The organism is Entomomonas asaccharolytica, from assembly GCF_016653615.1.
Taxonomy (GTDB): Bacteria; Pseudomonadota; Gammaproteobacteria; order Pseudomonadales; family Pseudomonadaceae; genus Entomomonas; species Entomomonas asaccharolytica.
This window is the reverse complement of record NZ_CP067393.1, coordinates 1,150,200-1,169,868: the sequence shown is the minus strand read 5'-3', so window position 1 is coordinate 1,169,868 and position 19,669 is coordinate 1,150,200. Positions and strand designations below refer to the sequence as shown.

Annotated in this window: 16 protein-coding genes; 5 read left to right on the top strand and 11 right to left on the bottom strand. The window is 36.1% G+C overall.

Annotation, left to right across the window (positions count from 1 at the left end):
• The first annotated feature begins 104 nt into the window (after positions 1-104).
• Positions 105-1,631 (top strand): EAL domain-containing protein, encoded by a 1,527-nt coding sequence (locus tag JHT90_RS05280; protein ID WP_201094929.1) that lies wholly within the window; start codon positions 105-107, stop codon positions 1,629-1,631.
• Here the strand turns inward: JHT90_RS05280 and JHT90_RS05275 are convergent.
• Positions 1,621-2,049: a hypothetical protein gene (locus JHT90_RS05275; RefSeq protein ID WP_201094927.1), complete on the bottom strand. Its 429-nt coding sequence runs from the start codon at positions 2,047-2,049 to the stop codon at positions 1,621-1,623. The genes JHT90_RS05280 and JHT90_RS05275 overlap by 11 nt on opposite strands.
• Before the next feature lie 403 nt (positions 2,050-2,452).
• Here JHT90_RS05275 and JHT90_RS05270 point away from each other — a divergent pair, with 403 nt between their 5' ends.
• Positions 2,453-3,658, top strand: a complete 1,206-nt coding sequence (locus JHT90_RS05270) for an aminotransferase-like domain-containing protein (protein ID WP_201094925.1) — start codon at positions 2,453-2,455, stop codon at positions 3,656-3,658.
• A gap of 45 nt (positions 3,659-3,703) precedes the next feature.
• Here the strand turns inward: JHT90_RS05270 and JHT90_RS05265 are convergent, their stop codons facing one another.
• The 5 genes from JHT90_RS05265 to rlmE form a co-directional block, all read right to left on the bottom strand.
• The gene (locus JHT90_RS05265) at positions 3,704-3,904 is read right to left on the bottom strand and encodes a heavy-metal-associated domain-containing protein (protein WP_201094923.1); all 201 of its coding nucleotides are present in this window, start codon (positions 3,902-3,904) and stop codon (positions 3,704-3,706) included.
• 27 nt (positions 3,905-3,931) lie between these two features.
• Positions 3,932-5,275, bottom strand: a complete 1,344-nt coding sequence (glmM, locus tag JHT90_RS05260; RefSeq protein WP_201094922.1) for a phosphoglucosamine mutase — start codon at positions 5,273-5,275, stop codon at positions 3,932-3,934.
• The gene (folP, locus tag JHT90_RS05255; RefSeq protein WP_201094919.1) at positions 5,272-6,126 is read right to left on the bottom strand and encodes a dihydropteroate synthase; all 855 of its coding nucleotides are present in this window, start codon (positions 6,124-6,126) and stop codon (positions 5,272-5,274) included. Before folP ends, glmM begins: the two co-directional genes overlap by 4 nt.
• A 3-nt stretch (positions 6,127-6,129) precedes the next feature.
• Entirely contained in the window at positions 6,130-8,013 is a 1,884-nt protein-coding gene (gene ftsH, locus JHT90_RS05250; RefSeq protein ID WP_407926489.1) for an ATP-dependent zinc metalloprotease FtsH, read from the bottom strand.
• 221 nt (positions 8,014-8,234) lie between these two features.
• Positions 8,235-8,864, bottom strand: a complete 630-nt coding sequence (gene rlmE, locus JHT90_RS05245) for a 23S rRNA (uridine(2552)-2'-O)-methyltransferase RlmE (RefSeq protein WP_201094908.1) — start codon at positions 8,862-8,864, stop codon at positions 8,235-8,237.
• Positions 8,865-8,925: 61 nt separating this feature from the next.
• Here rlmE and yhbY point away from each other — a divergent pair, with 61 nt between their 5' ends.
• Positions 8,926-9,243 (top strand): ribosome assembly RNA-binding protein YhbY, encoded by a 318-nt coding sequence (yhbY, locus tag JHT90_RS05240; RefSeq protein ID WP_201094907.1) that lies wholly within the window; start codon positions 8,926-8,928, stop codon positions 9,241-9,243.
• Positions 9,244-9,341: 98 nt separating this feature from the next.
• On the opposite strand, the gene JHT90_RS05235 is transcribed toward yhbY, so the two are convergent.
• The 4 genes from JHT90_RS05235 to JHT90_RS05220 all read right to left on the bottom strand — a co-directional run bounded on the left by JHT90_RS05235 (position 9,342) and on the right by JHT90_RS05220 (position 14,873).
• Entirely contained in the window at positions 9,342-10,520 is a 1,179-nt protein-coding gene (locus JHT90_RS05235) for a type IV pilus assembly protein FimV (RefSeq protein ID WP_201094905.1), read from the bottom strand.
• 343 nt (positions 10,521-10,863) lie between these two features.
• Positions 10,864-13,473, bottom strand: coding sequence for a type I DNA topoisomerase (topA, locus tag JHT90_RS05230; protein ID WP_201094904.1), 2,610 nt, complete (start codon positions 13,471-13,473; stop codon positions 10,864-10,866).
• Between the two features lie 121 nt (positions 13,474-13,594).
• On the bottom strand, positions 13,595-14,041 hold the full coding sequence (locus JHT90_RS05225; RefSeq protein WP_201094901.1) for a hypothetical protein: 447 nt from the start codon (positions 14,039-14,041) through the stop codon (positions 13,595-13,597).
• Positions 14,042-14,126: 85 nt separating this feature from the next.
• Positions 14,127-14,873, bottom strand: a complete 747-nt coding sequence (locus JHT90_RS05220; protein WP_201094899.1) for a disulfide isomerase DsbC N-terminal domain-containing protein — start codon at positions 14,871-14,873, stop codon at positions 14,127-14,129.
• 284 nt (positions 14,874-15,157) lie between these two features.
• Here JHT90_RS05220 and JHT90_RS05215 point away from each other — a divergent pair, with 284 nt between their 5' ends.
• Together JHT90_RS05215 and yejK are read left to right on the top strand one after the other, a co-directional pair.
• Entirely contained in the window at positions 15,158-17,002 is a 1,845-nt protein-coding gene (locus JHT90_RS05215) for an SLC13 family permease (RefSeq protein ID WP_201094893.1), read from the top strand.
• Between the two features lie 11 nt (positions 17,003-17,013).
• Positions 17,014-18,018 carry a nucleoid-associated protein YejK gene (gene yejK / locus JHT90_RS05210; RefSeq protein WP_201094892.1) on the top strand — a complete coding sequence of 335 codons (1,005 nt, stop codon included), beginning with the start codon at positions 17,014-17,016 and terminating at the stop codon, positions 18,016-18,018.
• Between the two features lie 47 nt (positions 18,019-18,065).
• On the opposite strand, the gene JHT90_RS05205 is transcribed toward yejK, so the two are convergent.
• A complete protein-coding gene (locus tag JHT90_RS05205) occupies positions 18,066-19,658 on the bottom strand; it encodes a peptide chain release factor 3 (protein WP_201094888.1) in 1,593 nt (530 codons plus the stop codon).
• Positions 19,659-19,669: the final 11 nt, after the last annotated feature.

Below are 19,669 nucleotides of genomic sequence, written 5' to 3'. Positions count from 1 at the left end.
GCAATTTTTCGTTCCAAAGATTCTTTTTTTGATAGTATACTGCGACAAAAAGTAATAATCGAATATATGCAAACAAAGAACTATAAGCAATATGTTGATAACCTATGAAACTATATTTAACAATATGGAATATACGCGTTTCACACTTTTCAATAAGCGTGTTAATCACTCTACTACCTATTCTTATTGTATTAATTCTCTTATATTTTCACACAGTCTCTAAATTACAAAATCAAGCTTTAAATGCTTCTACAGAATCTGTAAAAGTTCTTAACCAGTTATTCACAGATATAGACCAAATAAACTCCACATTACTTACATCAACTAATGAATCTTGTGAAATTTTAAAACCTAAATTATTGAAATATACGGTTACTCATACTTTTATTAGGACAGTTAATCTAACCAAAGATAATGTTATTTATTGTTCGTCATATCCTAAGAAGAATTACACACCTATTTCCCCAGAAAAAAACAAAAAAATAAAACTACTTAATAAAAGCACTATCACCCCTGATAAATCATTTTTATACTATCATAAAGAAAAAGGAGAATTGGGTGTATTAATAACAATTGATGGAAGCTACATTTCCTATCTGTTAGGAAGTAATAAAAGAGCTTTCTTTGTAATAGATGACAATTGGCTAAATTACAAAGCTATCGTTACAACCAATCCCAAAATCAAGAAATCACATGACTTAATAGAAACTAAATCAACTCAATATCCTTTTAAAGTCGTTTCGGTTTTACCTTTTAGTAATTACCTACAATATATGTTTGACCGTTACTTTTTATTTTTACTCCTGTTTCTTTTCATAATGGTTAATATTGGTATACAAATTTATATAAGATTACCTGTTTATGATATTGTAAACGCTATGCACAACAAGCAATTTATTCCCTATTATCAATTGATAAAATCTTCTGATTCAGAAAACTGGCATGGTGTAGAAGTACTTACTCGTTGGCAGCATCCTAAAAAGGGCTTAATCTTACCCTGCCAATTCATTCCTGCCTTAGAAAAATCAAAATTTATTATTCCATTTACATTAAATTTATTGGAACAAGTAAAAAAAGATTTTACTAACTGCCTATCCCTAATTCCTAAAGGCTTTCATGTCGCTATTAACATTAGCCCAAAACACCTACAAACTATCAAGCTCGCTTTAGATTGTGAAGAATTTTTAAGATCTTTTCCAGAGGAACATATTACATTAGTACTGGAACTAACAGAACGTGATATAGCAGAACCAACAGCTACCACATATAATCTTTTTGAATTGTTACATGAGCTCAAAGTATTAATTTCAATTGATGACTTTGGAACAGGTCACTCTAGCCTATCCTATTTAAATAAGTTTAAAGTTGATATTCTCAAAATAGATAAAAGCTTTATTAGTTCCTTAGAAAATAACCCTTCCTCGCAATATATTACTAAAAGTATTATTGAGTTAGCCAATAATCTTAAAGTTGATATTATAGCTGAAGGTGTTGAAAACCATCAGCAAAAAGAATATTTAATTCAACATGGGGTAAAGTATCTACAAGGCTTTTTATACAGCAAACCCGCCCCCATATCTGAAATTTACTCTGTTTTAACTCAACATAATAGTACTTATTCTATTCATTAGATTCTACATCATCGTCTGGTAGCTCTACCAACCACACTCGATTTAATCTTGTAGCTGTTATGTCAACAATACCTAAAGCCTTAAGAATAGCTAAAACATAATTAAGGCAGCATTCTGTCATGTAAGGATTTGCTTCCTGTACAACCCTAGACAGCGGCACACTTCGCTCATAAGTATCACCTGTTCTTACTTCACAAGCGTTATCTATAAAATGATTATGCTCAACTAAATAGTCGATTACCGCAACAAAGGCATGTTTGGTAATCTTAATATTTTGCTGAGGTCTAATTTCAAGGGTTATATCATCAATATCTACTATCCAAAACTCTTCATTTATAATGTCATCAACGATCCAAAAGCTTTGGCTAATTCGTAGTTGTGACCATAATGATAAAAATTTATCCCTATATTGAGACATACCTACTCCTTTTCATCTCCGTGATTTCTAAAAAATCTACCTTTTATTATAAACTTTGAGTACTTATCTTAAAAATATAAACTTAACTTAACATTAATGAAGATACTATTACTACCTAAATTAATAATTAATCTTTAGCTTACCCTTATCATCTTTTTTTTATTGCGCTACAATAACACAGTTACATAGTTTACCGAAGGTATTGATAGAACGTCTGCTTCATATTAAGGCTAAGCAATAAATAAAAGGAACTTAAAAACTCACCACAAGTGGCTTTTTATTAATTATTGTTGCTGCTAAAAGTCTTCATCATTATTTCTCAGAAACTTTATTGTAATTATTGACTCTAGGTATTGCCTACCGTCGTTTATTCGATATGACTAATTAAAGGTTAATAAATATAATGCAATGGACATTTTCTGATCGAGCTACGGCTCTTAAAAGCTCCGCTATCCGTGAGATTCTTAAAGTAACTGAACAACCAGATGTTATCTCATTTGCGGGTGGCTTACCCTCACCTAATACATTTCCTGTAGCAGAAATTAAACAAGCTATTGATAGCATCCTTAATGGCAGTGATGCTGTAGGTGCTCTACAGTATGGACCAACCGAAGGCTATGCCCCATTAAGGGAATGGATAGCTAAACGTGTATCTCGAGACGGGGTAACTATTCGCCCAAGCCAAGTACTTATTGTAACAGGTTCTCAGCAAGCATTAGATCTTATTGGTAAAGCTCTTATTAATAAAGACAGCAAAGTATTAGTAGAAACTCCTACCTATTTAGGTGGATTACAGTCTTTTACTCAATATGAGCCTAACTATACTTCTATTGATAGTGATGACAAAGGATTAAATCCTGATTCTATAACCGATGAGATGGCAAAAGCTGCAAGCTTTATATATTTGATTCCTAATTTCCAAAATCCAACAGGACGTCGTTTATCTTTAGAGCGTCGTAAAAAACTTGCAGACATAGCTAAAAGAAATAGCCTAGTACTGGTAGAAGATGACCCTTATGGTGAATTAGATTATCAAGGTAATAGATTACCTGGTATTTATAGTTTTGCACCTGATAACACTGTATATTTAGGCTCATTCTCGAAAATTTTAGCGCCTGGATTACGTCTTGGCTACATTGTGGCTCCTGAAGAGCTTATTAATAAATTAGTACAACTTAAACAAGCGGCTGATTTACACACCCCTAGTCTAACTCAACGAGTTGCTTATCAAGTCATTAAAGATGGCTTTTTAGACAAGCATATTCCTACTATTCGTGAGTTATATGCTACCCGTTGTAATTTTATGTTAGATGCATTAGCCAAATATATGCCTACTACTGTGAAATTTAATCGGCCAGAAGGTGGTATGTTTATTTGGGTGGAATTACCTAAAGAACTCAATGCCACTGAATTATTGGCTGAAGCGGTTCAAAATAAAGTCGCTTTTGTACCTGGTGAGCCCTTCTTCGCTAACAGCACTATGGCAAAATGCCTACGTTTGGCTTTTGTAACAGTGCCAGAAGAAAAAATTGAGAAAGGTATTAAAATACTAGCTGAACTAGTAAAAAAACATGCTGGAATAATTGACGAAAGCGCTGTTATGGTTTAGCAATAAAAAAGCCAAGCATACTCTGCTTGGCTTTTTTATAATTAATTACTTAGCCTCGTAAGCTTCATAGCCTTCATTATAAACAGCTTTTATAATTTCAGAAGCTGGTAATTCACTTACCACTGTCATTTTTCCTGCTGCTAAATCAATATCTACCTCAGCATCGTCATCTAATTGCTTAATAGCTTCAGTCACAGCTCTAACACAGTGACCACAAGTCATACCTTTTACATCAAATCTTTGCATAACACACCTCACTTGGTTGTTTTAAATTTAAGCAAATTTACTTTGAATCAAATCAGCTAACTGTTGTGCAGAATCCTCTACAACTTGTGCATCTTGTCCTTCAACCATCACTCTAATAACAGGTTCAGTACCTGATTTTCTTAATAAAACACGCCCTTTACCATCCATTGCATTAACAATCTGATCAGATAACTGCTGAACATCCTTCGAATGTAGTTCTTGCTCAGAAATCATATTAGCTAATCTTACATTGATTAATTTTTGTGGACATTTACGTAAAGCTTGGCGAGCCTCTGCCAATGTTTGTCCTCTGTGCTTTAATGCCATTAATACTTGTAACGCTGCAACAATACCATCCCCTGTTGTTGTATGATGGCTGCAAACTATATGACCTGAGTTTTCACCACCTAATTGCCAACCATTTTCTAATAAAGAGGCTATTACATAACGATCGCCCACATTAGCTCGGGCAAAAGGAATATCTAATGACTTAAGTGCCAATTCTAGGCCAAGGTTACTCATAAGCGTACCAACAACACCGCCTTCTAATTTGCCTTGTTCTTTTAAATCTCTGGCAATAAGAAATAACAGTTCATCGCCCTCAACCAACACACCTGAATGATCAACCATAACTACACGGTCACCATCACCATCAAATCCTATACCAATATCAGCTTGATGATTTTTTACCGCTTCTATTAAATGTTCTGGATGAGTAGAACCACAATTATCATTAATATTCAAACCATTTGGATGCACAAATAAAGAGACTACATCTGCCCCTAATTCTTTAAATACATTAGGCGCCACTTTATATGTAGCACCATTAGCACAGTCTAATACTATTTTCATTCCTTCAAAACTAGTGTGGTTTGGCACTGTACTTTTACAAAACTCAATATAACGTCCTGCTGCGTCATTAATCCGAGAAGCTTTACCCAATAAATTAGACTCCACTACTTCCATTGGACGATCTAATAATTCCTCTATCATCAATTCGGTTTCATCTGGCAATTTTGTGCCTTTACTTGAAAAGAACTTAATACCATTATCATGATGACCATTATGGGAAGCACTGATAACAATTCCTGCATCCGCATGGAAAGTTCGTGTTAAATAAGCTACTGCTGGAGTAGGCATAGGACCAAGTAGTTGTACGTTCACACCTGCTGAAGCTAAGCCAGCCTCTAAGGCTGATTCAAACATATAACCAGAAATACGGGTATCTTTACCTACTAAAATACGGCAAATACCTTTCTTACGGAAAGCAACACCCGTTGCCCAACCTAATCGCAACATAAAATCAGGGGTAATTGGAAACTGCCCTACACGTCCACGAACACCGTCTGTTCCAAAATATTTTCTAGTCACTCTGCACTCTCAACCGCACTAATCATTTTTACAATATCCACTGTTTCAGCTACATCATGCACTCTCAAAATATGAGCACCTTTTGTTATAGCTAAAGCAGCCAATGCCAAACTACCATAAAGACGTTCTGTTACTTCTTTACCTAATACACCACCAATCATTGACTTTCTAGATACACCTACTAACATTGGATGACCTAATGTTAGGAGTTGTTCCATATGACGAAATAATAGTAAATTTTGTTGTAATGTCTTCGCAAAACCAAAGCCTGGATCAATAATTATCTTTTCTTTACTGATACCCGCCTGTTGGCAAATCATGCTACGTTCTCGTAAGAAATCTTTAACCTCAACAAGCAAATCATCATACTGGGTTTGCTGTTGCATATCTCTAGGTTCACCACGCATATGCATAATACAAACAGGTAATCCTGTTTGTTTAGCAGCCTCTAAAGCACCCTCTCTTTGTAATGATCGTACATCATTAATTATTCCTGCGCCTAAACGTGCTGACTCTGTTATTACTTGAGGTGTAGATGTGTCCACAGAGATAACCACATCAAACTCTTTGTTAATTGCTTCAACAGCAGGCGCAACTCGATCTAATTCTTCTTGTACAGATACAATAGCTGCATTTGGCCTTGTAGATTCACCACCCACATCAATAATACTTGCGCCTGCTTGAATCATGGCTTCAGCATGTGTCAAAGCAGCGACTAAATTATTGTGAGTACCACCATCTGAAAAAGAATCTGGAGTGACATTAAGAATACCCATCACCTGTGGCTGGGTTAAATCAACAACTCGGCTACCACAAGGTAGCCGAGAGGGAATAGAAACTGAAGGTTTCATCGTTTAGTGCTCGCTGGTTGCACCATTTCCTGTTGAAGTAGATTGGTTATTGTTTTCTACGCTTTCATTGCTATGATCATTATCAACTGAAGTTGGTGCTGAGGGTGTATGATCATCCGCATCCCAATCTTTAGGTGGGCGAACTTCTCTTCCCTCCATAATATCATCAATTTGATCACTATCTAACGTTTCATATTTGAGCAATGCTTCAGCCATTGCATCCAATTTATCTCTATTGTCCGTTAAAATTTGTTTGGCACGGTTATAGCAAAAATCAATAATTTTCCTTACTTCCTCATCCACTGCTTTAGCGGTTTCATCAGACATTGAATTAGCTGCACTATCGCGATAACCAGAAAATACTTCTTGCTCATCCTCACCGTACATTAAAGGACCTAATTTTTCTGATAGTCCCCACTTAGTCACCATATTACGTGCAATTTGGGTTGCTTTCATAATATCGTTAGATGCACCTGTTGTTACCCCTTCAAATCCTAAGGTTAGCTCTTCGGCAATACGGCCACCAAATAACGAGCTTAACATACTTTCTAAAGAGCGTTTGGAGTGGCTATAAGTATCTTCCTCTGGTAAATACATAGTTACACCTAACGCACGTCCACGAGGAATAATAGATACTTTATAGACAGGATCATGTTCTGGTACTAATCGACCAACGATGGTATGTCCAGACTCATGATAAGCCGTATTACGTCGCTCAGCCTCAGGCATCACCATCGATTTACGCTCAGAACCCATCAAGATTTTATCTTTAGCTAACTCAAATTCTTTCATACCAATAGTACGTTTATTAGAACGTGCAGCAAATAACGCGGCTTCATTTACTAAATTGGCTAAATCAGCGCCAGAAAAACCTGGTGTGCCTCTCGCTAAAATAGAGGGCTTAACATCTTGTTCAATTGGCGTTTTACGCATATGTACTTTAAGGATTTGCTCACGACCACGAATATCAGGCAAACCAACCACTACCTGACGGTCAAAACGACCTGGTCGTAATAATGCTTTATCAAGTACATCTGGACGGTTAGTAGCCGCAATTACGATAATCCCATCGTTCATTTGGAAACCATCCATTTCAACCAATAATTGGTTTAATGTTTGCTCACGTTCGTCATTGCCACCACCCATACCAGAGCCACGATGACGACCAACTGCATCAATCTCATCAATAAATATAATACATGGTGCATGTTTTTTAGCCTGTTCAAACATATCACGCACACGGCTAGCACCTACACCTACAAACATTTCTACGAAATCAGAACCTGAAATCGTAAAGAATGGTACCTTTGCTTCACCAGCTATGGCTTTAGCCAATAATGTTTTACCTGTACCAGGAGGACCAACCATTAATACACCACGTGGAATACGACCACCTAAGCGTTGGAATTTACCTGGATCACGCAAAAACTCTACCATTTCTGCCACTTCTTCTTTGGCCTCATCACAACCCGCTACATCAGCAAAAGTCGTTTTAACTTGATCAGGCGATAGCATACGTGCTTTACTGCGACCAAAGCTCATTGGGCCACCTTTACCGCCAGCACCCCCTTGCATCTGACGCATAAAGAACATAAATACCGCAATAATAATTAATATAGGGAAACAAGCAACCAGTAGTTGTGTCCAAATACTTTGCTGTTCTGGCTGTTTACCAATAACGGTGACATTATTATTGAGTAAATCGGCCATTAACTGATCATCCTGAATCAATGGTCGAACAGTTTTAAAAGTACTACCATCTTTTCGCTTACCTGAAATGGTATACCCCTCAACAGTAACACTTTCCACTTTTTTATCTTGAACTTGTTTAACAAACTCAGAATAATTTAATGCTTGGGTATCATTTGATATTGAAAAGTTGTTCATTATTGAAACAAACACAACAACGACAACAACCCACAATATTATATTTTTGGTTGTATTATTCAATTAGCCACCCTTCTTTTAACAACTACATACTTCATTTAGCTCAAACTCTATAACAAATTTACAGTATCCAATTCCTACTATTTGAGTCTACTATAAATAGCCCCTAACAGCATTTAATTTCTTTAAATAAATGTTTATAGATTTTACATGGAAATCCATTAAACTTCAGTACCTTTAAATCCTCTCGCTAATAAATATTGTTCCCTAGAACGATCCCGCGAAGAGCTTGGCTTGCGCATTTGTACCTTATCAAAAGCTTGACGTATTGATTGCAAATAACTATCAAAGCCTTCACCCTGAAATATTTTGATTAAAAAATCACCCCCTGGCTTTAATACTCTTGCAGCAAAATCAAACGCCAACTCACATAACAACATAGCTTTCACTTGATCCACAGAACGCAACCCACTCATATTAGGTGCCATGTCTGAAATTACCAAATCTACAGGTGCATCACCTACTACAGACAATAATTCTTGAAAAACAGTATCTTCAGTAAAATCACCTTGAATAAATGTTACATCAGCAATACTATCCATTGGTAAAATATCTGAAGCGATTAATTTGCCTTTTTCACCAATCACTCTACTAACAACCTGTGACCAACCACCAGGCGCAGCGCCTAAATCAATTACAGTCATACCATTGCGTAATATGCGGTCTTTTTCTTGAATATCAAGTAATTTATAACTTGCTCTTGAGCGATATCCATCTTTTTGCGCTTGTTTCACATAAGGATCATCAAAATGCTCTTTAAGCCAACGTTGACTGCTTTTAGAACGCGCCACACTATACCTCATTTATAAAAAGTCAGGTAAACTATACCACTTTTAAGTGGAGAACCTTATCATGTCAATCAATCAGCAACAGAAAAAACATTTTCAAGCGATTGGTCATCATTTAAAACCTATTGTCATTATAGCGAAAAATGGTCTTTCAGAAGGAGTTATTTCTGAATTAGAGCGTGCGTTAAATGATCATGAACTTATAAAAGTCAAATTAGCTGTAGCTACACCAGAAGATCGCAAACAATTAATTGATGAAATAATCCAAGCGGTTGCTTGTGAAATAGTACAAAATGTTGGTAAAACAGCACTAATCTATAAAAAAGCTGCTAAACCTAACCGTAAACTTTCTAATATTTTGCGTTATCAGGATACCCTATAATTTATCCTAAGGTCTCCACATCACTTAAATTTATCTATAACATAAAAAAAGCAATCTTAATTAGATTGCTTTTTTAAATCTCAATACAACATTATCATTTACTGTTGGATTGTCTTTTCTTCAACTTCTTCATTAATCTCAATTATTTCATTAGACTGATCTTCTGCATCAGGATTAACTACTTTTTGAGCATTAGACATATTTTGCTGTAATGATGCTAATTGGTTATCTTTTAACTCAACTAACTTCTTCATATCAGCTAAACGTGCTTCCAAATCTGACATGCGACTACGTAATTCGTTATTTTTACGACGTGTGGCATCAAGTTCTTCTTCAGACTGTACTACCTTATTATTTAAATCAGCAATAATGGCTTTATCAGAAGCGTTACCAGAAGGAGTATTTGTTTCGGTCACACCTGATAACTTTAACTGATCTTGTGCAGGTTGATTAGTTGCTGGCTGTTGATCAACTTTACTTGCAACCATTTGTCGTTGTGTAGTAGATGCTGTACCATTTACATTGGCTAACACTTGAGATAATGCCTCTGCACGTCCTGTTTGACGCATTTGTTCTCTAGAAGGAATACGTAATACTGCACCCTCTTTTAATAAACTCATTTTACCATCAATAAATGCATCAGGATTCGCTTCATAGATAGCTAGCATCGCTTGATGTACAGACGCATTACCACGTGTTCTCTCAGCGAATAGCCATAAACTAGAACCCCTATGCGCTCTCACTGTACCTTTTGGTGCAGCGGCTACTGTTGGCTTAGTTTTTTTTTGAGATGGTCTAGATACTGTTTTAGTCTGAGTTTGCTTAACTGGAGTCTGCTGCTGAGCAACAACTTTAGAAGTTACAACTTTGGCAGGCTCATATGCAGGCGGATCTATAAGCAAGGTATATTCACGCAAGGTTTGACCTGAAGCCCAAGATACACTTAATAAGAAATCCAGATAAGGTTCTTTAATTGGCTGATTAGAGGTAATTTTGATAACGCTCTTATTACCACGAATAACAGGTGTAAAAACCAAATCATTCAATGCGTGCGGTCTATCAATCCCTGCCTTTGCAAAATCCTCTGGAGAAGCTATTTTTACAACCAATTCTTTATTGGTTATGTTCTGTACGTCATAAAGAGCTATCTCAGCATCAAGTGGTTGATTTAATGTGGACTTCCAAGTGACCTCGCCTAATCCTAATGCAAACGCACTGCCCATTGATGATAATGTTACTGCTAAACCCACTGCTGCTAATTTATGAAATTGCACCATGATTAATCCCTAATACCTTCACTATTGAATAGAACACTTCTATTCGTGTAAACCTCACACAAGTGTCTAAAAATATAGAACACTTGACTTATTATCTAATAACTTTTCTTACAACCACAACAAAAAATTACAAGTTATAAAGAAAAACTTACTATTAACAGGCCATCTATTGATCTAAGTTACCAAATTTACCTGCATTTATTAAAAATTTCTTTATAGTCAAACAATATAATATCAGTGTAACTAACAGTTTATATTATTAATATATTGTTATTCAACTACTATAATACTGAAATATAATAATATTAGAGAATATTAATAATATATTCTCTAACCTTCAGCATTACTTTTTCGGTGTGGTTTTATCAGTTACTAGCCACTTTTTACCATCATAAAAGGCTTTCCAACCCGTTGGCTTGCCATTTACTTCTGTTTGTACATATTGCTCTTTAGTCTTTCTACTAAAACGGATTATACTAAAATTCCCATCTGGATCTTTGATAGGTGCATCACAAAGATAATGGTATTTAGGATCAATCTCTGCTTTGTGAGGAATCAATTCTTTAACGAGAGGCGCTCTTGTTTCACGTTTTCTAGGAAATTGACTAGCCGCTAAAAATAATCCTGAGGCACCATCACGTAACACATAAGTATCATCCACTTTTTCACACTTAAGTTCAGGCATAGGTACTGCATCCATTTTCGGTGGTGCAGGTTGGCCATTTGCCAATAACTTACGAGTATTTTTACAGTCCTCATTGGTACATGCAAAGAATTTTCCGAAACGCCCTGTTTTTAACTGCATTTCACTACCGCAGCGATCACATTCTAATACAGGCCCTTCATAGCCTTTAATCTTAAAGGTACCCTCTTCAATCTGATAACCATCACAATCAGGATTATTGCCACAAATATGCAGTTTATGATGCTCATCCATTAGATAAGCATCCATTGCAGTACCACATTTAGTACAGCGATGTTTATTATGTAATACACGAGCTTCTGACTCGCCCTCATCATCCTGTGCAATTTCATCACCAGGAATCAAATTAATGGTTGCTTTACAACGCTCCTTAGGTGGAAGGTTATAACCAGAACAACCTAAAAACACACCTGTTGAAGCGGTACGGATCATCATATCTCGACCGCATTCTTTACATTTAATTAAAGGTGTTAAGGTAGGTGTATTGGCACGCATGCCTTCATCAGTCTGCTCTGCCTTTGCTAATTTTTGACTAAATCCTTTATAAAAACTATCCAATAGTTTTTTCCAAGGCATATCACCTTCGGCAATCTGGTCAAGATTTTCTTCCATATGGGCCGTAAAGTTATAATCCATTAAATCATTAAAACTTTCCGTTAATCGCTCAGTAACAATATCGCCCATCTTTTCTGCATAAAAACGACGATTATTTAAAGTAACATAACCACGCTCTTGAATAGTGGAAATAATGGAAGCATAAGTAGAAGGACGACCAATTCCACGCTTTTCCAATTCTTTTACTAAGCTTGCTTCTGAATAACGAGGTGCAGGTTTAGTAAAGTGCTGTGAAGGATTAAGTTTAATTAAATCTAATATTTCACCTTCATTAACCACAGGTAATACTTGATCTTCTGCTGTTTTACTCACAGCAGCAAGCACTTTTGTATAACCATCAAATTTCAGAATACGGCCTTTGGCTTTTAATTCAAAATCACCTGCTTCAACAGTAACTGTTGTGGATAAATATTCAGCAGGTGGCATTTGACAAGCTACAAACTGGCACCAGATTAACTCATATAAACGTTCAGCATCTCGCTCCATTGCTGATAATTGAGTAGCTCTTAAATTAACATCAGAAGGACGAATAGCCTCATGTGCCTCTTGTGCATTATTTTTACTAGAATAGGTAATGGCCTTAGCAGGTAAATATTTTTTACCAAACTCACTATCTATATAGCCACGCACCATATCTATAGCATCTGCAGATAAGTTAGTTGAATCAGTACGCATATAGGTAATATAACCTGCTTCATATAAGCGTTGCGCCATCATCATTGTTTTCTTAACCGAAAAACCTAAACGAGTACTAGCCGCTTGCTGTAAAGTAGAAGTAATAAAAGGTGCTGATGGCTTACTAATGGTAGGCTTATCTTCACGTTTAACAACTTTATACGCTGCTTTTTCTAAAAGTTGTAAAGCTTTATCAGTTTGCTCTTTATTAACAGGACGAAATGCTTGGCCATGCTGCTTAACAACATCAAAATTGATATTTTCTTTTTTAGCCGTTGCCAAATCAGCTGCAATTTGCCAGAACTCTTCTGGAACAAAAGCACGAATTTCTCTTTCTCGTTCAACAATTAAGCGCACAGCTACTGATTGGACTCGCCCCGCAGATAAACCTCGAGCGATTTTTTGCCACAATAATGGCGAAACCATAAAACCAACCACGCGATCTAGAAAACGACGTGCTTGTTGCGCATTTACACGGTTAAGATCTAATTCACCTGGTTCAGCAAAGGCACTCTGAATTGCTTTTTGGGTAATCTCATTAAAAACTACTCGCTTATAACGGCTATCATCTCCACCAATGGCTTCTCTTAAATGCCATGCAATTGCTTCTCCTTCTCTATCCAAGTCGGTTGCTAGGTAGATAGTATCAGCCTCCTTGGCTAATTTTTTTAACTCATCTACTACCTTCTCTTTGCCAGGTAGAATCTCATAATGAGCTTTCCAACCATGTTCTGGATCTACTCCCATACGCTTGAATAGTTGTTGCTTGGCTCGTTCTTTAGGCGATAAAGTACTATCTGCTACTTTCTTACCTTTCGCTGTTGAGGTCGCTTTAGTAGTTCCTGTAGGCAAATCACGAATATGACCAATACTTGATTTTACAACATATTGATTGCCTAAATATTTATTAATCGTTTTAGCCTTAGCTGGAGATTCTACAATGACCAGTGACTTACCCATATAGCTATTATTTCCTTGGAGGTTAATCTGTAGTTTAAAAAGTGATAATAAAAATTCTTTACTATTTATAGTGTTACCACACTCTCTAATAAATAGTAAATAGACATATGGATACTTAAAGTTAAGTAGTTGATTCTACCTGATTTTTTATTCTTGGAATTTTAAATCCAAGGATAGCCCTAAGTAGCAATGCTGTTGCCAATATAAATGGATAATACCAAGCATCATCATTTAACTGTAAAATATTTTCTTCAAACGGGTGCATCAAATAAAATTGATAATAAATAAAAGCACCCGCAATATAGCCTAGAAAAATTGAAAATGGATAACGCCACACTTGGTATTGAAGCAACATAATCAATCCTAATATTGATAAAGCAAACAACAATAAACCAATTCCCACGGCAATCGTTAAAATAGGCTCATGAGAAAGCAATGATAGCAACTCAGAAACCTGATCAATCGTAAGCGTATGAAATTGATAAAAAAATATAACACTTAAAACTCCAGCACCTACAGCTATTGCCAATAGCAGCAAACGGAGAATAAAGCGAACCCATTTAATCACAAAATAATCCAAACCTGTTATAAAACACTTCAATCATAGTACTAAAACTTAAATAGCTTATTACAAACCTCTAAAACAACAAATGCTATTTAGTGGCAGGTTTTGCGGCTAATGCTTCATTAATCAATTGCGAGGTTGGTTGATAACCTGGAATTATATGTCCATTTTCTAAAATAATTGCTGGTGTTCCTCTAATCCCTATTTTTTGACCTAATACATACTGCTCAACAATAGGTGTATTACACTTTTTAACACTTTTCACAGGAATTTCTTGCATTAGTTGATTCATCGCTTCTTGTTGATTATCAGAGCACCATACTTTTTGTAACTCTTCAAAACCACGGGAAGCAAATCCTTCCCTTGGGAAAGCCAAATATCGTACTTCAATCCCAACTTCGTTTAATGCAGGAACTCCTTCATGTAATCGATGGCAATAAGGACAGCTAGTATCTGTGAAAATAGTAATATGTGTTTTAGGTTGATTATCTTTTGCTTTAAATATAACCATTGATGATTTATCAATATTATTAATTAACTTAGCAACAAATTTCTCTTCAGTTTCTAATGTGAGATTTTTAGGTGTTTTATTATTTAATTCAAATAAATATCCTTGAATAAGGTATTTACCATCTTCTGACATATAAAAAACTTTACCACTATCTACTTGAATTTGATAAAAACCTTGTATTGGACTTTTTACAACTTCTTTAATAACAACATCAGGTAACATTGTTTTAAATTTGCTTTCTACCGTTTTCTCTGCTGCATTAGCTAGATTTATAAAAACAGCTAGGCTAACTGTTAATCCTAATAATACTTTCTTTAACATCATTTATTAGTCCTCATATCAATAACAAATCAAGCTACCTTGCTTTAAAACTCAAACTCAGATTACTGCATATTTTTATAAAAACGCAAAGTATTCCATATTCAATCAAAATCAGCTAGTTGCTTTTACAACTAAATAGCGTTTATTGCAAACAAAAACACACATACCATGAGCTTTGCTGCAGAAAAATAGCATCCTAATATAATTAAACTACCATAGATACTGAAAACAGTATAATATCCGTTAGTTTATCTAATTTTTTGTTACAAGATGCAGATACTGTCACTATGAATATCGATTTAATTGTTGTGCTTGGCCTATTAGCAATCGCGATTGTTGCTTTTATGATGAATAAACCACGGATGGACTTTGTAGCATTAACAGTTATTGTCGTCTTTCCATTAACAGGTATTTTAACTGTTAACGAAACTTTATCAGGCTTCAGTGATAGTAGTGTTATCTTAATCGCTGCCTTTTTTGTGATTGGCGAAGGTCTAGTGCGCACAGGCATTGCTTATAGTGTGGGTGAATGGCTAATTAAACAAGCTAGAAACAGCGAAACTCGGCTAATCGTTTTGTTAATGGGATCGGTTGCTTTACTTGGTTCCGTGATGAGCTCCACAGGTATTGTAGCTATCTTTATACCCATTGTATTAAGTATTGCAAGCCATATGAAAGCCGATCCTAAACGACTTATGATGCCACTTAGTTTTGCTGCCTTAATTAGTGGCATGTTGACCTTAGTAGCTACCGCACCTAATCTAGTGGTGAGCAGTAAGTTAGAAGAAATGGGATTTAAAGCATTTAGCTTTTTCTCTTTTACTCCTATTGGTTTAATTATTTTAGTTGTAGGCATTGGCTATATGCTTTTTGCTCGTCGTTTACTGATGGCTCCACAAGATGCCGAAATTTCATCAAACTCAGGTAAACGCCATTTAACTGACTTGATTAAAGATTATAAGCTTTCTGGCAGAAACAGAAGGTTACGCGTCAACTCAGGTTCACTGATGATAGGCAAAACCATTGAAGAATTACAACTTAGAGCACGTTTTGGCGCTAATATCATTGGTGTTGAAAGAGAAAAGCGTATCACTCATAAAGTACTAGACGCCTCTTCTAACTTAGAAATCAAAATAGGCGATATTTTATTGGTAGATTTCTTTTATAAAGAAACGGTGGATGACTTTTGTAATGCTTTTCAGCTCACTAAACTAGCCTTTAAAGGTGATTACTTTACAGACCAGTCACGTTCTATTGGTATGGCTGAAGTTTCTCTGCCACCAGAGTCAAAGTTAATTGGTAAAAATATTCTAGAAATAGGATTCCGCTCAACCTATCGTCTCAATGTGGTTGGATTACGACGCAATGGCGAATCTTTAGAAAATGATATTACCAATGAAAGTCTTAAACTAGGCGATACCCTATTAGTAATAGGTACATGGAAAGCCATTAAAAACTTACAAACTAATAACCAAGATTTCTTAGTGTTAAGTTTACCTGCTGAAATTGATAATGTCGCACCTGCCTTAAGTAAAGCACCTTATGCGATTATTACCCTATTAATTACTGTTGGTTTAATGATTAGCGGTTTTTTCCCCAATGTCATTGTAGCCTTACTTGGGTGTTTACTAATGGGGGCATTTCACTGTATTGATATGGATAGTGCTTATAAATCAATTCATTGGCAAAGTCTTATTCTTATCGTAGGTATGTTTCCTTTTGCGGCTGCTTTACAAAAAACAGGGGGCGTAGACTTAGCTGTATCGGGACTGTTAAGTATCGTAGGTGATTCTAATCCCCATTTATTAATTGGTGCACTATTTGCCTTAACAGCCATTATTGGTTTATTTATTTCCAATACAGCAACAGCCATTTTACTCGCTCCAATTGCCATTAAGGCAGCACAAGATGTTGGCGCCTCCCCTTATCCATTTGCTATGACTATTGCTATTGCTGCTTCTGCTGCATTTATGACCCCCGTGTCATCACCTGTAAACACATTAGTGGTGGGGCCTGGCCGTTATAAATTTATAGATTTTATTAAAATTGGGGTACCTTTTACTATACTTGTTATGATAATTTGTATTATCTTTGTACCCATATTATTCCCTTTACACCCTAATCTTTCATAAATGAGAAAACTATGCCTATCTATCATAGCATTGTCCATTTAATTGATAAAAAGCCAGATGGCACACCTGCCATCTTGCACGCTAGTGAGCATGAACTAAAACAATCTTCTGCTTTAGAGAATCTTCTGACTGATTTAAATGAAAGTTATAACGCTAAACCTAATAAAGCATGGGGTTATTTTCATGAAGAATCAGGTGCTTATCCCTTTAGTGGTTGGCTAACTGGCTATTTAGAACAACAGCAAAATTTTATAGCGTTTAGTAAGCAAGCAACAGAACACTTACAAAAATTAATGGAAGAATCAAATCTTTCCATGGGTGGCTATGTATTGATTGCCCATTATCAGCAAGGGATGACTGATTACTTGACTATTACCCTTTTGCACCATACCAAAGGTATAGCAGTTACAGATAGCCTAGAAGTAACAGAAGCTAAACACCTTGATCTATCACAATTACATTTAGCAGCTCGTATCAACCTATCTGAATGGCAAAATAATAAGCAATCTAAGCAATATATTTCCTTTATTCGTGGTAAAAATGGCAAGAAGGTTTCTGACTACTTCCGTGACTTTATTGGTTGTCAAGAAGGTGTAGATTCACCCAGTGAAACACGTACTTTACTCAAAGCCTTTAGTGACTATGTAGAAGATGAAGATTATTCTGAAGATCAGACCAAACAAAAGACTGATACACTAGTGAGTTACGCCAGCACTCAAGCACGTTTAGGCGAAGCAATTTCATTGGATGAACTCTCAGAACTAATGAATGAAGAAACACCACGTGCTTTCTATGATTATATTCGTAATAAAGATTATGGCCTTGCCCCTGCTATTCCACCTGATAAACGCACATTAAACCAATTTAGACGTTTTACTGGCCGTGCAGAAGGGCTTTCTATCAGCTTTGAAGCACATCTATTAGGTTCACGTATCGAATACGATGAATCAAACGATACATTGATTATTCATCAAGTACCTACAAAATTAAAAGACCAGTTAAAGCGTAGTAAGTAATTTACTCTATTAGATATAAAAAAACAGGCTTAAAGCCTGTTTTTTTACTAATGATGCTCTCTAGTCGCCCTGAAGTTAATATCTGGCCAACGTTCTTCCATCAAACTTAAATTAACACGTGTAGGGGCTAAATAAGTTAAATGTCCACCACCATCAATCGCTAGGTTATCTGTTGCTTTAACTTTAAACTCTTCAAGTTTTTTCTTATCGTCACATTCAATCCAACGAGCAGACCAAACATTAACCGCTTCATACAAGCATTCTACTTTATACTCTTCTTTTAAACGGCTCGCCACCACATCAAACTGAAGTACACCAACAGCCCCCAAAATAATATCATTATTGCGCTCAGGGAAGAAAACTTGGGTTGCGCCCTCTTCCGCCAACTCTTGTAAACCTTGGCGAAGCTGCTTTGATTTTAATGGGTCTTTTAAACGTACGCGACGAAATAACTCTGGGGCAAAATGTGGAATTCCCGTGAAACTGAGTTTTTCACCTTCGGTAAATGTATCACCGATTTGGATAGTACCGTGATTATGTAAACCAATAATATCACCGCCCCATGCTTCTTCTAGCTGTTCACGTTCAGAAGAAAAGAAAGTCAACGCATCAGAAACTTTTAAATCTTTACCAATACGGGAATGATACATTTTCATGCCCTTTTGATAACGACCTGAACAAATACGCATAAAGGCAATACGATCACGATGTTTAGGATCCATATTGGCTTGAATTTTAAATACAAAACCAGTGAACTTTTCCTCAGTTGGTATTACTTCACGCTCATTAGTCATACGTGATAATGGTAAAGGTGCCCAATCAACCACCGCGTCTAATACTTGATCTACACCAAAATTACCCAATGCAGTACCAAAGAAAACAGGCGTCATTTTACCTTCTAAAAAAGCTTGTTTATCAAATTCATGACAAGCGCCCTGAACTAACTCCAACTGCTCTTTAAAGTCGTCATATAAATCGCCTAAATGTTCCCGTGCTTCTTCTGTATCTAAGCCATTAATCACTCTATTTTCAATGCGCTCATGGCCATGACCAGCAGTATAAGTAATAATTTTATCTTCAGTAAGATGATAAACACCCTTAAAGTCACGGTAACAGCCTATAGGCCACGTAATAGGAGCTGCTTTAATCTTTAAAACAGCCTCAATTTCATCTAATAGTTCAATGGGATCACGAATATCACGGTCTAATTTATTGATAAAACTAACAATAGGTGTATCACGTAAACGACATACTTCCATTAAAGCAATGGTACGTGGTTCAACCCCTTTACCACCATCTAACACCATTAACGCACTATCCACAGCCGTTAATGTACGATAGGTATCTTCTGAAAAGTCTTCATGGCCTGGTGTATCTAGCAAATTAATCATATGCTCACGATAAGGAAATTGCATTACTGAGGTAGTAATAGAAATACCCCGTTGCTTTTCCATCTCCATCCAATCAGAAGTAGCATGACGATCAGATTTTCTTGCCTTAACAGTACCAGCCACACTAATAGCTTGCCCCATTAGCAATAACTTTTCAGTAATCGTAGTTTTACCAGCATCAGGGTGAGAAATAATGGCAAAAGTACGGCGTTTTTCAACTTCGTTTTTTAGTTCAGTGGCAAATGACATAGATATAATTC

What these genes read in the sequence shown, in the direction of transcription:
- JHT90_RS05280 (WP_201094929.1), top strand. Translation starts at nt 105, where the DNA reads ATGAAACTATATTTAACAATATGGAATATACGCGTTTCACACTTTTCA.
- JHT90_RS05275 (WP_201094927.1), bottom strand. Translation starts at nt 2,049, where the DNA reads ATGTCTCAATATAGGGATAAATTTTTATCATTATGGTCACAACTACGA.
- JHT90_RS05270 (WP_201094925.1), top strand. Translation starts at nt 2,453, where the DNA reads ATGCAATGGACATTTTCTGATCGAGCTACGGCTCTTAAAAGCTCCGCT.
- JHT90_RS05265 (WP_201094923.1), bottom strand. Translation starts at nt 3,904, where the DNA reads ATGCAAAGATTTGATGTAAAAGGTATGACTTGTGGTCACTGTGTTAGA.
- folP (WP_201094919.1), bottom strand. Translation starts at nt 6,126, where the DNA reads ATGAAACCTTCAGTTTCTATTCCCTCTCGGCTACCTTGTGGTAGCCGA.
- ftsH (WP_407926489.1), bottom strand. Translation starts at nt 8,013, where the DNA reads ATGAACAACTTTTCAATATCAAATGATACCCAAGCATTAAATTATTCT.
- yhbY (WP_201094907.1), top strand. Translation starts at nt 8,926, where the DNA reads ATGTCAATCAATCAGCAACAGAAAAAACATTTTCAAGCGATTGGTCAT.
- JHT90_RS05235 (WP_201094905.1), bottom strand. Translation starts at nt 10,520, where the DNA reads ATGGTGCAATTTCATAAATTAGCAGCAGTGGGTTTAGCAGTAACATTA.
- topA (WP_201094904.1), bottom strand. Translation starts at nt 13,473, where the DNA reads ATGGGTAAGTCACTGGTCATTGTAGAATCTCCAGCTAAGGCTAAAACG.
- JHT90_RS05220 (WP_201094899.1), bottom strand. Translation starts at nt 14,873, where the DNA reads ATGATGTTAAAGAAAGTATTATTAGGATTAACAGTTAGCCTAGCTGTT.
- JHT90_RS05215 (WP_201094893.1), top strand. Translation starts at nt 15,158, where the DNA reads ATGAATATCGATTTAATTGTTGTGCTTGGCCTATTAGCAATCGCGATT.
- yejK (WP_201094892.1), top strand. Translation starts at nt 17,014, where the DNA reads ATGCCTATCTATCATAGCATTGTCCATTTAATTGATAAAAAGCCAGAT.
- JHT90_RS05205 (WP_201094888.1), bottom strand. Translation starts at nt 19,658, where the DNA reads ATGTCATTTGCCACTGAACTAAAAAACGAAGTTGAAAAACGCCGTACT.